Annotated in this window: 15 protein-coding genes; 4 read left to right on the forward strand and 11 right to left on the reverse strand. The window is 61.2% G+C overall.

Features of this window, described 5'->3' with window-relative positions; all coding sequences use genetic code 11:
- Positions 1–9: 9 nt before the first annotated feature.
- The 9 genes from kdpB to NKG60_RS27955 form a co-directional block, all read right to left on the reverse strand.
- Positions 10–2,103, reverse strand: a complete 2,094-nt coding sequence (gene kdpB, locus NKG60_RS27915) for a potassium-transporting ATPase subunit KdpB (protein WP_352665614.1) — start codon at positions 2,101–2,103, stop codon at positions 10–12.
- On the reverse strand, positions 2,100–2,330 hold the full coding sequence (locus tag NKG60_RS27920; protein WP_352665612.1) for a hypothetical protein: 231 nt from the start codon (positions 2,328–2,330) through the stop codon (positions 2,100–2,102). The genes kdpB and NKG60_RS27920 overlap by 4 nt, the downstream gene beginning before the upstream one ends.
- 7 nt (positions 2,331–2,337) lie before the next feature.
- Positions 2,338–4,041 (reverse strand): potassium-transporting ATPase subunit KdpA, encoded by a 1,704-nt coding sequence (kdpA, locus tag NKG60_RS27925; protein ID WP_352665611.1) that lies wholly within the window; start codon positions 4,039–4,041, stop codon positions 2,338–2,340.
- Between the two features lie 25 nt (positions 4,042–4,066).
- On the reverse strand, positions 4,067–4,261 hold the full coding sequence (kdpF, locus tag NKG60_RS27930; RefSeq protein WP_352976115.1) for a K(+)-transporting ATPase subunit F: 195 nt from the start codon (positions 4,259–4,261) through the stop codon (positions 4,067–4,069).
- Positions 4,262–4,490: 229 nt separating this feature from the next.
- Positions 4,491–5,972, reverse strand: coding sequence for a hypothetical protein (locus NKG60_RS27935; protein ID WP_352665610.1), 1,482 nt, complete (start codon positions 5,970–5,972; stop codon positions 4,491–4,493).
- A 112-nt stretch (positions 5,973–6,084) separates the two neighbouring features.
- Positions 6,085–6,267, reverse strand: coding sequence for a hypothetical protein (locus tag NKG60_RS27940; protein WP_352665609.1), 183 nt, complete (start codon positions 6,265–6,267; stop codon positions 6,085–6,087).
- Positions 6,267–6,455 carry a DUF3606 domain-containing protein gene (locus tag NKG60_RS27945; protein WP_352502669.1) on the reverse strand — a complete coding sequence of 63 codons (189 nt, stop codon included), beginning with the start codon at positions 6,453–6,455 and terminating at the stop codon, positions 6,267–6,269. The genes NKG60_RS27940 and NKG60_RS27945 overlap by 1 nt, the downstream gene beginning before the upstream one ends.
- A gap of 128 nt (positions 6,456–6,583) precedes the next feature.
- The gene (locus tag NKG60_RS27950; RefSeq protein ID WP_352665608.1) at positions 6,584–6,814 is read right to left on the reverse strand and encodes a hypothetical protein; all 231 of its coding nucleotides are present in this window, start codon (positions 6,812–6,814) and stop codon (positions 6,584–6,586) included.
- A gap of 214 nt (positions 6,815–7,028) precedes the next feature.
- The gene (locus NKG60_RS27955; protein WP_352665607.1) at positions 7,029–7,463 is read right to left on the reverse strand and encodes a DUF3597 domain-containing protein; all 435 of its coding nucleotides are present in this window, start codon (positions 7,461–7,463) and stop codon (positions 7,029–7,031) included.
- Between the two features lie 322 nt (positions 7,464–7,785).
- Between NKG60_RS27955 and NKG60_RS27960 the strand changes: the two genes are divergently transcribed.
- The 4 genes from NKG60_RS27960 (at position 7,786) to NKG60_RS27975 (ending at position 10,354) form a co-directional block, all read left to right on the forward strand.
- On the forward strand, positions 7,786–8,211 hold the full coding sequence (locus tag NKG60_RS27960; protein ID WP_352665605.1) for a cupin domain-containing protein: 426 nt from the start codon (positions 7,786–7,788) through the stop codon (positions 8,209–8,211).
- Positions 8,212–8,331: 120 nt separating this feature from the next.
- A complete protein-coding gene (locus NKG60_RS27965) occupies positions 8,332–8,940 on the forward strand; it encodes a YdeI/OmpD-associated family protein (RefSeq protein WP_352665604.1) in 609 nt (202 codons plus the stop codon).
- 462 nt (positions 8,941–9,402) lie between these two features.
- Positions 9,403–9,675 (forward strand): hypothetical protein, encoded by a 273-nt coding sequence (locus NKG60_RS27970; protein ID WP_352665603.1) that lies wholly within the window; start codon positions 9,403–9,405, stop codon positions 9,673–9,675.
- A 271-nt stretch (positions 9,676–9,946) separates the two neighbouring features.
- Entirely contained in the window at positions 9,947–10,354 is a 408-nt protein-coding gene (locus NKG60_RS27975; protein ID WP_352665602.1) for a hypothetical protein, read from the forward strand.
- 345 nt (positions 10,355–10,699) lie between these two features.
- Here NKG60_RS27975 and NKG60_RS27980 read toward each other — a convergent pair whose 3' ends face one another.
- Both NKG60_RS27980 and NKG60_RS27985 read right to left on the reverse strand, forming a co-directional pair.
- The gene (locus NKG60_RS27980; protein WP_254816854.1) at positions 10,700–10,891 is read right to left on the reverse strand and encodes a hypothetical protein; all 192 of its coding nucleotides are present in this window, start codon (positions 10,889–10,891) and stop codon (positions 10,700–10,702) included.
- 3 nt (positions 10,892–10,894) lie between these two features.
- Positions 10,895–11,101, reverse strand: coding sequence for a hypothetical protein (locus tag NKG60_RS27985; protein ID WP_352665601.1), 207 nt, complete (start codon positions 11,099–11,101; stop codon positions 10,895–10,897).
- Positions 11,102–11,611 lie beyond the last annotated feature (510 nt).

Genomic DNA, 11,611 nt, shown 5'->3' on the forward strand with positions numbered 1-11,611 from the left:
CGTGGTTCCTTATGCGAGACCGAGAGCAGTGATGGCCATGTCGATCACCTTGATGCCGACGAAGGGGACGACGACGCCGCCGAGGCCATAGACAATGAGATTGCGGCTGAGCAGCGCACCGGCGCCGACCGGGCGGTATTTGACGCCCCTTAGCGACAGCGGGATCAGCGCGATGATGATCAGTGCGTTGAAGATGATGGCCGAGAGAATGGCGCTCTGCGGCGTTGCCAGATGCATGACGTTGAGCGCTTGCAGCGGCCCGGCAGTCTGGCCCGGGGCGATGTAGAAGACGGCGAATATTGCCGGGATAATGGCAAAATACTTGGCCACGTCGTTGGCGATGGAGAAGGTGGTCAGCGACCCGCGCGTCATCAGCAGCGCCTTGCCGATTTCGACGATCTCGATCAGCTTGGTCGGATCGCTGTCGAGATCGACCATATTGCCGGCCTCGCGCGCCGCGACCGTGCCGGTGTTCATGGCAACGCCGACATCGGCCTGCGCAAGGGCCGGCGCATCGTTGGTGCCATCGCCGCACATCGCGACCAGCTTGCCTTTGGCCTGCTCGTCGCGGATCAGCTTCAACTTGTCCTCGGGCGTCGCCTGAGCAAGGAAGTCGTCGACACCGGCTTCCGCCGCAATCGCAGCCGCGGTCATCGGATTATCGCCAGTGATCATCACCGTGCGGATGCCCATGCGACGCAACTCGGCAAAACGTTCTGCGATGCCGCCCTTGATGATGTCCTTCAGATGGACGACGCCGAGCAGGCGCCCGTCGCGCTCGACCGCCAGTGGGGTGCCACCCGATTTGGCGATCTCGTCGGCGATCGCCTGGAGGTCGCGGACGGTGTCGCTGCCGGGGCGCGTACTGCCTGTGGCAACGGTCGAGAGGTTGACGTGGGCAAGCACCGCATCGACTGCGCCCTTGCGGACCGAGGAGCCTTCCAGATCGACGCCGCTCATGCGGCTTTGCGCGGTGAAGGGCACGAAAGTCGCGTGCAGGCTTGCCATATCGCGGGCGCGGATGGCGTATTTTTCCTTCGCCAGCACGACGATCGAGCGGCCTTCCGGCGTTTCGTCGGCAAGCGAGGCAAGCTGGGCCGCGTCGGCCAGTTCCTGTTCGGTGACGCCCTTGACCGGACGAAATGCCGTCGCCTGACGGTTGCCCAGGGTGATGGTTCCGGTCTTGTCGAGCAGCAGCGTGTCGACATCGCCGGCCGCCTCGACGGCGCGGCCCGACATTGCTAGCACGTTGAAGCGCACCAGGCGGTCCATGCCGGCAATGCCGATCGCCGACAGCAGGGCGCCAATTGTGCTCGGGATCAGGGTAACGAACAGGGCGACCAGCACGGTCACCGAGATATAGCCGCCCGAATACGAGGCGAAGCTCGGGATCGTCGCCGTCGCTAGCACGAAGATCAGCGTCATGCCGACGAGCAGGATGTTGAGCGCGATCTCGTTGGGTGTCTTCTGGCGCTCGGCGCCCTCGACCAACGAGATCATGCGGTCGAGGAACGTATGGCCGGCAGCCGCAGTGATGCGCACGCGGATCCAGTCCGACAAGACCTGCGTGCCGCCAGTCACCGCCGAACGATCGCCTCCGGATTCGCGGATGACCGGTGCGGATTCGCCGGTGATCGCCGCCTCGTTGACCGACGCCACGCCTTCGACCACCTCGCCGTCCGAGGGGATGATGTCGCCGGCTTCGACAAGCACGATGTCGCCGACCTTCAGGCTGGTGCCGGGCACCAGTTTGAACTTGCGGCGGTCGCCGCCGTTCAACAGCTTGGCCTGCGTCTCGGTTCGCGCCCGGCGCAGCGAGTCAGCCTGCGCCTTGCCGCGGCCTTCGGCCACCGCTTCGGCGAAATTGGCGAAAAGCACTGTGAACCACAGCCAGATGATGATCTGCAGCGTGAAGCCAAGATCGCCGCCGCCGGTGACGAGGTCCTTGACGAACAGCACGGTGGTAAGTGCCGAGACGACGGCGACGACGAACATCACCGGGTTTCGCATCAAAGTGCGCGGGTTCAGTTTTCTGAAGGAACCGCCGATAGCGGGCCACAGAATGCGCGTGTCCATGATGCTCACGGATTTCGACGGGCTCATTTGGTGGCTCCAGTGTCGGTAATGTTGGACGGCGCCGGGTGCTCGCTCTTCGGGAACAGGCGCGGAAGGGCGGAGGCCAGCAGCCACAGCACGAACAGCACGGCTGCCATGCCGAGGAAGGTGGAGACCGTCGGAAAAGGACGAGGCGTCTCGTCCCTCCCGTCATCCGGCCTTCCGTCATCGGGTTGGTGACGGTCGTGCCGACGTATGAGGTTGAACCAGGGCATCGCCGTTTCAGAATGTCTGACCGTGAATCATCGCCAGGTGCTCGACGATCGGTCCGACCGCCAGGGCCGGGAAGAAGGTCAGGCCACCGACGATCAGGATGACACCGACCAGCAGCCCGACGAACAGCGGACCGTCGGTCGGGAAGGTGCCGGCGGAGGCAGGGACGGTCTTCTTCGCAACCAGCGAGCCAGCAATCGCCAACGCCGGAATAATGACCAGGAAGCGGCCCATCAGCATGCCGATGCCGAGCGTTATGTTGTACCAGGGCGTGTTGCCACTGAGGCCGCCAAAGGCGGAGCCATTGTTCGCCGCGGCCGAGGTGTAGGCATAGAGAACCTCGGAGAAGCCGTGCGGGCCGGCGTTGGCGCTGGAAGCAACGCCGGTCGGCAGCACCACCGCGATAGCGGTGAAGATCAGCATTGCCAGCGGCAGGCAGAGCACGGCCAGCATTGCCATCTTGACCTCCTTGGCCTCGATCTTCTTGCCGAGATATTCGGGCGTGCGCCCGACCATCAGCCCGGCGACAAAAACGGCAATGACGATGAACATAAGGATACCGTAGAAGCCGGCGCCGACGCCGCCGACAATGACCTCGCCGAGCTGCATGTTGATGATCGGGATCATGCCGCCAAGTGCGGTAAAGCTGTCATGCATGGCGTTGACCGCGCCGCAGGACGCGGCGGTGGTGATGACGGCAAACAGTGCCGACAAAGCGATGCCGAAACGGCTCTCCTTGCCCTCCATGTTGCCGCCGTCGATGCCGAGGGCATGGACCAGCGGATTGCCGGCGGCCTCGGCCCAGTAGCAGACGGCAACGCCGGCGATGAACAGCACGCCCATAGCCGACAGAATTGCCCAGCCCTGGCGCTGGTTGCCGACCATGCGGCCGAAGACATTGGTCAGCGCCGCGCCGAGGGCAAAGATCGTCACCATCTGGATCAGGTTGGAGATCGCATCGGGATTTTCGAACGGGTGCGCGGCATTGGCGCTGAAGAAACCGCCGCCATTGGTGCCGAGCATTTTGATGGCAACCTGGGAAGCGACCGGCCCGACCGCGATGGTCTGCTGCGCCCCTTCGAGCGTGGTCGCGTTGACGTAGGCAGCGAGCGTCTGCGGCATGCCGAGATAGACACAGATCAGCGTCAGGACGATGCAGAACGGCAAAAGCAGATAGAGCGTGCAGCGGGTCATATCGACCCAGAAATTGCCGATGGATTTGCCTGAGGCCCTGGCAAAGCCGCGGATCAGTGCGACCGCAATGGCGATCCCGGTCGCCGCCGACAGAAAATTCTGCACGGTCAAGCCGGCCATCTGCACGAGATAGGACATCGTGCTTTCGCCGCCGTAGTTCTGCCAGTTGGTGTTGGTCATGAAGCTGGCGGCGGTGTTGAACGCCAGCCCAGGTTCGACGGCGGTCATGCCGGCCGGATTGTAGGGCAGGCCGCCTTGCAGCCGTTGCAGCAAATAGAGCACCAGGAAGCCGGCCAGGTTAAAGAACAGCAGGGCCGCCGCATAGGAGGTCCAGTGCTGCTCCTCGCGCTCGCTGGTCCCTGATATGCGGTAGAGCCCGCGCTCGAGCGGGGCCAGAATTGACGACAGGAATGTGTGCTCGCCGCCGAAAACGCGATGCATGTAGCCGCCGAGCGGCTTGGCCAGCAAAACGACGATCCCGCAATAGACGAGGATCTGCAGCCATCCGTTGATTGTCATGGGGTTGGCTCCTTGCCAGCGGAGATCAGAAGCGTTCCGGGCGAACGAGGGCGTATGTCAGGTAAGCGAGAAGAAATAAGGTTACGGCGCCGCCGAGGATATAGTCGAAGAGCATGTTACGATCCCATAAACTTATAGCTTGTCGCAGGCTTTGATGTAGCCGAAGCATAGAGCAAAGAACGCAATTCCAGTCGCGACAACAACTATATCCACCGTGCATTTCCTTATATTTTGTTTGCTCCGTAAACTTGGACAAAACTGTCCAAGCCCGCGCGCCGCATCATATTGACGGCCGGATACATCGCTCCGGCGAATATGGATCAAAGTGCCATAAAGGTTCGAGACGGGACGCCGAGCAAAGAAATTAAAATCCCATAAGGATTTCGGCGTCTCGGCGCTGGCCACAGCTTCAGGAGGGAGGTGCGCACCGGCGCGCCAAGCTGCCGGGATCAGTCCGCGCGGGTGTAGATCACCGCGTAATCGTCCGCATAGGCCCGCTTCCAGCCCAGTTCGTCGAAGAACGGAATGCGGCTGTCGTCGGCGGTCAACAATGCCCAGTCTATCGTATATTTGTCGAGTTGGGTTTTCAGGATCGGCTTGCCCCGGCTGTGCCCAGTCTGTTCATCCGTTTCCGTAAAGCCATCCAGGAAGAGCTGATCCGCGCGGCCGTCGATAAACGTCCTGATGCCGTGGAAAATCAGCGTGCCCCCGAAATCGTAGGAGTTCAGCAGATTGCCCGACAGATTATGGGTTTGGGCGAAGGCCAGTGCATCCCTCGCCGAGGTCTTCTGGCTCGGCGCGACCGGATAGGTCGTGAAGGCGGCAGCCGCCAAAACCAGTAAAACGGCAATTCCAGCGCAAATCCTGGAAAATTGCCGTGCGAAAAATTGTTCGAGTCCGTCGCGCTTTTCCGCCGCCCATTTCTCGGCTGAAAGCGCTGGATATTGTTGCGCGACCTCGACGGCAAGGACCACCGGCACGAGAAGAAAGAACAGATACATGAACCGTATGTGGGTGAGATACACGTGCAACGTGAAGACAAGGAACAGCGCCTTGGCCCAGCCAATGCGCAATCTCGACACGAGCAGCCCGAAAAACGCCACGAGCAGGGCCACCTCCTGGAGGGTGTGCCGTGAGGCGTCGAACGGCTGCCACTCCGCAATGTAAGGCACCGCCTCATTGCCATAGGCCACGGTGAATGTTGCGAGTATGGCCTTGACGCCATAGGGATTGAGCAGGCTGACCAGCGGGCAAAGCAGCCCGAAAGCGATCCACTTGGCAAGCAGCCGGGGGTTCGACAAGCGCGTGCGCATGAGCAGATCGAGGCCGGCGAAGGCGGCGATGACGAAACCGAAGGTGAAGGTGGCGTGGAGATTGGCCCACAGGCAAAGCAGCGCCAGCAGCCATAAAGGCGGTGCTTTCTCGTTGCGTGCGGCCTGGAAAAGACCGGCGGTCCAGACGACGATGATGGGCAAGGTAAAGATGTGCGGCCGGGCGACGTAGATCGGCCCGATCAACAGCGCGAGCACCAGCGTCAGGCCTATCGCCAGCGTCGGCTTCAACCACGCGCTGAGACACCACGACGTCAAGAAGGCCGTCAGCGCGATTACTGCAGTCGCCAGCAGCACCACGCCATTCCAGCCGCCGGCTTCAAAGGCAATTGCAAGGAGAACCTGGCTAAGCCATTCCTTAGCGATCCATGGCTGGCCGGCAAAAGTGTAGGAATAGATGTCGACGGTGGGGAATGTGCGGCTTGCCAGCATATCCATGCCGACCTTGATGTGCCACCAGCTATCGGGATCCTGCAGGAGGGAGGTGGCAAAGGCGAGGAGCGCCGCCGCCATCACGACCGCCGCCAGCAGGCAAAACACCAGCCTCACATGCCGTATGTCGTCTATCGACGGCCTCGCCTCACCAGACATCCCGCGCATATGGCATCCCTGAGCCGCGATAGCGGAAGGGATAGGCCGAATTTGTTAGAAAACCGATAAGCTGCAGATTGCGGTTACAACCCTGTGCCGCCCGTCCAACCGGTTCGGCGGCTCAGCCCTCGGCCTTGAAGTTCTTGGCTTCCTTCTCGACCTTCGGGCTGTCCCTGCCGTGCTTGCGCATCAGATCCTTCGCCTGCTTCGGCGAAACGTCGGTGGTTTCGGCCAGGCGCAGAGCCTCCTTTTCGTCCGGATCGCGCGTCTTGCGGTCGGCCATTGCGGTTTTCTTGTCAGCCATTACGACGCTCTTATGCTCTCGGCGATTTCGTTCAACACCTTGCGGTCGGTGCCGTGGCGCTTGATCAGCGTGCGTGCCTGCTCCGGGGTGATGCCCGCTTCCTCGGCGAAGTGACGTACCTCGTAGTCTTCGCCGCCCGCCACTCGTGAGCGGTCGCGACTGTCGGTCTTGGTTTTGTCGTCGGCCATGGCAGCTCTCCTCATCTCAACGAGAGCATAACGGGCAAGATTTCAGCGAGTTCCTTCGAGCGTGTCGCCCTCGCCCAGCGCTGCCAACCGCCCGCCACTGGGCGCAGCCTGGTATTCGTTCTGGATTGCTAATGGGAGCGATGGTCGAACACGACGCCCATGGTCCTACCAACGGCCGTCATGACGATAAGCTCGACCAGATCGTCGTCACTGTCGCGGCAGGCAGGGGCCGTCCTGCGAACGATGTCCAGCATCGCCCTCGTCGATATGGTGTCGCCGGCGCCGAACCGTGAAAGCGCAGATGAAACAAGCTCTTGGGCCGTCAAGTCGGCGACCGTCACCCGCTGCACCACGTTCATTGGCTTCCTCCCACCATGAACCCTCTCCCGGGAGAATGATACGCCGAACGTCGCGTTTCACCAGCGAAATGGTGGTCCTACCAGCGTGGGGCCAGCGACCGAAATCGTCGGTTTTGCGCGAGGCAATCCAGGCGCGAGGCGGCAGCGCTTTTGTGCCATGCCACGTCGCCAAAGACCGATCCCGGCGGCCGGGATCGGTCTCAATTTTATGACTCTAGGCGGCCAGGTCGCTCGGAAGCTTGCCGCCATTCTCGGCCAGCTTTTTCATCAGTGCGTCGTGCAGCCACAGATTCATCGTTACGGTGTCGTTCATGTCGCCGGTGTAGTTCAGCTCGTGGGCAAGCTCCTTGCGGGCGCCGAGGCTGCTGTCGATATTCAGAGCCTTCATCAGATCGACGATCGAATTCTTCCAGTTGAGCTTTTGTCCCTTTGCGGCCACCGCCTTGTCGAGAATGGCAGCGATGTCCGGGGCAGAGGACGGCGCGGCCGGCGCGGCCAGGGCCGGGGTTGCAGCCGGAGCGGATCGGGTAGGCGCCGTCGGCTGGGTGGCCGTGCTCGAAGCAGGCGCGGGAGACGGTTGCGCCGGCGGCGCTTCGGCCGCAACCGCGTTTCCGAAAATCGCACCTTTGATACTGTCGAAAATGCCCATTGCTATCTCCTGTGTTGGCTTGACGGTATGTTGCTTTGACGGTCGGTAAGGCGACCGTTGCCGAATGTCGCATTGAGCGCCCTGGTTGTACCGGACCACGAACGCAACGCAGGGGGCAACTCCAAACTGACTAAAAGGTAAAGGCTTGGTTGCATTGGGGAATCGGCTCAGTGAGCCGGCCCGAGAGTAGAATAGGTTGGATCGCGGCCCAACAAATCGTCACGCGCAATGGGCGAGGAAACGGTTGGCAGCCAGTTTTGCTGACGCAGACTAGAAAAATCATCTAGATTCGTGTTCGCAATTCGCTGAGAGGAACGAAGCCATGACAGCAGTCGTCGCATCCGACAGGCTCGAACGTTCGACGGTTTGGGCTGAGGACGACCCGTCGGTCAAATGGGCCGGCGCTTTCGCGGTTTACGGCGGGCACGGCACCACCCAGTCCTCGGTCATTGTCTACGAGATCGAGCCCGGCAAGCGGCTCGGCTGGCACAGCGACGCCACAGAGGAGACGCAATACATCATCGCCGGCACCGGCGAGCTACATATGGAGGGCGGCACCACCCACCCGGTCGGGCCCGGCAGCGTCCTGGTACTTCCGACGCCGGTCCGGCACGACCTCGTCAACACCGGCACCGAAACCCTGCGCGCCGTCGCTTTCTTTGCGGCGGCGATGTTCACGCAGACATTCGACGACGTCATGCTGCCGCCGAAATCCCATGTCCTCGGCACGCCCAATCGTGCGGGCTGAATGCGTGCCGGCGGGAACCATCAGGCCTGCGGATTGCGGACTTGGAACTGATATGGGCGCGCGCGCGGCTGGCAAGGGGTTGGGCGTCGTTACGCACCTGTGTCACGGGCGGACCGGCTGATGGCGCCCGTCAAGGTCGACCCCACCAAGGTGCGCGAGTTCAGGGATGCCGAAAGCTTCCATGCCTGGCTTGGCGAGCATCACGACAGCGAGGACGAAGTCTGGATCAAGATCCATAAGCTCGATTCGGGGCTGCCGTCGATCACGCCGAAGCAAGCCATCGATGTGGCGTTGTGCTGGGGCTGGATCGATGCGGTGCGAAAGGCGTTGGACGGCAAAAGCTACCTGCAGCGCTACACCCCGCGCGGCAAGAAGAGCACCTGGAGCCAGATCAATGTCGACAATGTCGCCCGGCTGATTGAGGGGGGCCGGATGACCGAGCACGGGCTGAAGCAAGTCGAGGCAGCCAAGGCCGATGGCCGCTGGGCGCGCGCTTACAAGAGCGGTAAGGAGATGAAGATCCCCGACGATCTGCAGGCGGCAATAGACGCCGAGCCCAGGGCGAAAGAGATGCTGGCAAAGCTCAGCGGGCAAAACCGCTTCGCGCTCGCCTTCCGCACCCACAACATGAAGACCGAAGCGGGACGCAAGAAGAAGATCGCGGCGTTCGTGGAGATGCTGAAGCGCGGCGAGACCATCTATCCGCAACGAAATCGCGATTCTGGTTGAACATTTGGCCGCGCTTGTCTCCGGCATCTTGTGCTTGTCCCTGTCGGCGAGCCCCGAATGCGGCCGGATCGCAGCTCAGGCGCACCTTCGATCCTGGCGATGTCGCCGACGACTTGTTTTCGACGAGCGTCGCCCGGCACTTCGACACCAGCTCTCATTCGTTTAGTTGATGCAGGAAAAAAGTCCCGTCCTCACAGTCGGGATAGTATATTAGCAGGCGCTGTTATGAGGTTTTTGCCCGTTCAGGAGCCGACTGGCACGTGGGCCGTGTTTGATGCGACCGTGGACGTGCCTGCGGATTTCGCTGGCAGTTGCCTTATAGGCCTGCCGCGGGAGCGGGCGGAGTGGCTCGCAGCAAGAGCCAATCGAGATGCTGCAAAAGGCACTTCGATTTGCCGGTTGTCAGTTGCCGGGCCAGCACAAGCCGCGGTTCTTAGACTTAGACCGTTAGGAGAGATTTCGATGATGCACGAACAGGTAATGGAAGCTGCGTTGGCAGCCAGAAATCAGGAAGTGGATATTTGTGGTGTCTTCGACATCACCAACAAAACCGATGCGCCAATTGGCTCTCGCCGATTGGGCGAGGCTATCCACTTTGTCGCCAATGCACCTATCGTTGGCTATGATGTTCACGCCGCCGTCATCAGATATGGCCCACTCGGAACCCCCAGCCTCAGAGCAACAGATTGCGCACAGCTGTGGGAGAGGTTTGGCGAGGCCTTGCTGCAACACTGAAGGGCAGACCTTTGGCGCGTATGGCACCACCATCGTGCAGGACACTTCCCTTGTGAGAACGACATGGAAGCCTGGCGGGTGATATTGCAATCAAATTAGCGTGAGCGCATATTTTTTGCCGGCTGGCCTCGCAAACCGGCCAGACCCGGTGGCCGGCCGCCAACGGGCCGTCAGGCTGCCAACAAATGGTTCGGCAGGCCCGACGGTCCCCTTGGCAAGGTCGCCGGAAACAAAGCATGATGCGGCGGCAAAACGGGTTTGGGAGAATGACATGCCTAAGGTTTCGGAACTCTTTTTCAAGACAGCCATCGTCTTTCTTATTCTGGGAATTGCCGCTGGCCTGCAGATGGCAATTTCAGGCGATCACGGCGCGTTTCCGGCTCACGCGCACATCAACCTGCTGGGTTGGGTCACCAGTGCAATATTCGGCGGCTATTATGCGCTGAACCCGGCGAAGGCTGCCCGCAGGAGCGCGATGATCCACTATGGCGTCTATAATCTCGGCCTGGTCGTGATGCTGCCGGCGCTTTACCTGATGCTGCAGGGAAATCCGGCACTCGAGCCGATCGTCGCCACCGGCTCAATGATTGTCGCTGCCGCCGTGCTGATCTTTGCCTTCGTGGTTTTCTCCACCGAAACAGAGCGCTCGGTCTCGGGAGTACAAGCGGTCCCGCGCTAGACGAGGCAGCGATGGTGCCGAGCTATCAATGCCCGTGCTTCTGGTGAAGCGCGGGCCGATTGGTTGTAGGCTGATCTGAGGCAAGGGTGCGGCGAGATGAAAGCCGCGCAGTAGCCTTCGCGCGCCCCTCTGCCTGCCATGCTGCTTGTCGCGGCCTTCATTCTGGCGTTGTGCCTGCGTCCCTAGGAAGGTGAAAACATCGACACTTCTTGGATCTTCGCCGAAACGACTGCCTTGTGCTTTTGGGGCGCGACGCCCAGCGAGCGCAGGTGCGACGTTGATGCAGCCTTGTTGTTGGCGACGCAGCATGACGGGGTCATCGTCAAACGACGGTAGCGCGCGGACCTACTGTTGCGCGAGCCGGTCCCCGAGCGTGTTTGCTTCGGCCAATCTTGCCAGCGATTGTTCGACTTTCTGCGCCGAGGCGTCTGTGCGCTTGATGTGCCGTATCATTTGCTGCCTCAGCAGCGCGAGCCTTGCGACGCGATATTCGTCGCCGTATCTCGCAGTTTCAAGGTGGAGGGTCGCGAGCATCATGGGTCAATTCCGATCGATCTTCGTCATGCGTTCCCGGGCCTCAATGACGCGTTTTTGCTCAGACCGTATGCGGTCGCACAACGCGAGATTGACGGCGACACAGCCATCGTTCAACAACAGTTCATTCGCACGCTTCAGCGAGCGCTCGGCCCGTTTAACGCGCAGCCTGGCATTGGCCAGTTCGAAGCTAAAAATATCAATCATCATCATACCGCTTCGTTTGCGGTCCCTTCGATTGTTAACCGGCGTCGATCCCATTTGTTCCGACTGCACGCGGCGCAGCGCCAGGAAGGAGCTTGTCTTTTGCCCGTGCTGGGCCGTTCGCGATGGCGGGGCATGCTAGGTGGGCGGGCTGGTGCAAGGCGAAGGTGTGAAGGCCTGGCCCGTAACCACGTTCTGTTCACTCTGGCTAATGTAAGCTGGCCGCCTAGAATTCGCCGCGAAGGTGTTTGACGCGGAGCTTCACACCAGGCTTGACCCACTGCGCCGCGAGCACAGCCATGTGGTCACCGTGGCTCGAGTGTCAGCAGATGTGGTAAGGGTGAGTGTCGGCGAGTAGCAGGGGTCCAGCAACAATGACTTTGAGGCGAACCAGAGCTTACGGCACATCCGGCTTGGTTCTAGCGGTTTGCACTGTGTTTGCTTGGCAGAACGCCGCTGCCGCTCAAAATTGCGACGCAGCCGCGACGCCTGGCGTCAATTGGCAAGAGTGTGACAAGA

The sequence above is a fragment of the Mesorhizobium sp. M1428 genome (genome assembly GCF_040317515.1).
Taxonomy (GTDB): Bacteria; Pseudomonadota; Alphaproteobacteria; order Rhizobiales; family Rhizobiaceae; genus Mesorhizobium.

Bases quoted from the DNA above. Each gene is read 5' to 3' on its own strand.
- NKG60_RS27920 (WP_352665612.1), bottom strand. From the start codon at position 2,330: ATGCCCTGGTTCAACCTCATACGTCGGCACGACCGTCACCAACCCGAT.
- NKG60_RS27965 (WP_352665604.1), top strand. From the start codon at position 8,332: ATGGCGCCCGTCAAGGTCGACCCCACCAAGGTGCGCGAGTTCAGGGAT.
- NKG60_RS27950 (WP_352665608.1), bottom strand. From the start codon at position 6,814: ATGAACGTGGTGCAGCGGGTGACGGTCGCCGACTTGACGGCCCAAGAG.
- NKG60_RS27955 (WP_352665607.1), bottom strand. From the start codon at position 7,463: ATGGGCATTTTCGACAGTATCAAAGGTGCGATTTTCGGAAACGCGGTT.
- kdpF (WP_352976115.1), bottom strand. From the start codon at position 4,261: ATGCACGGTGGATATAGTTGTTGTCGCGACTGGAATTGCGTTCTTTGC.
- NKG60_RS27935 (WP_352665610.1), bottom strand. From the start codon at position 5,972: ATGCGCGGGATGTCTGGTGAGGCGAGGCCGTCGATAGACGACATACGG.
- kdpB (WP_352665614.1), bottom strand. From the start codon at position 2,103: ATGAGCCCGTCGAAATCCGTGAGCATCATGGACACGCGCATTCTGTGG.
- kdpA (WP_352665611.1), bottom strand. From the start codon at position 4,041: ATGACAATCAACGGATGGCTGCAGATCCTCGTCTATTGCGGGATCGTC.
- NKG60_RS27980 (WP_254816854.1), bottom strand. From the start codon at position 10,891: ATGATGCTCGCGACCCTCCACCTTGAAACTGCGAGATACGGCGACGAA.
- NKG60_RS27960 (WP_352665605.1), top strand. From the start codon at position 7,786: ATGACAGCAGTCGTCGCATCCGACAGGCTCGAACGTTCGACGGTTTGG.
- NKG60_RS27940 (WP_352665609.1), bottom strand. From the start codon at position 6,267: ATGGCTGACAAGAAAACCGCAATGGCCGACCGCAAGACGCGCGATCCG.
- NKG60_RS27975 (WP_352665602.1), top strand. From the start codon at position 9,947: ATGCCTAAGGTTTCGGAACTCTTTTTCAAGACAGCCATCGTCTTTCTT.
- NKG60_RS27945 (WP_352502669.1), bottom strand. From the start codon at position 6,455: ATGGCCGACGACAAAACCAAGACCGACAGTCGCGACCGCTCACGAGTG.
- NKG60_RS27970 (WP_352665603.1), top strand. From the start codon at position 9,403: ATGATGCACGAACAGGTAATGGAAGCTGCGTTGGCAGCCAGAAATCAG.
- NKG60_RS27985 (WP_352665601.1), bottom strand. From the start codon at position 11,101: ATGATGATGATTGATATTTTTAGCTTCGAACTGGCCAATGCCAGGCTG.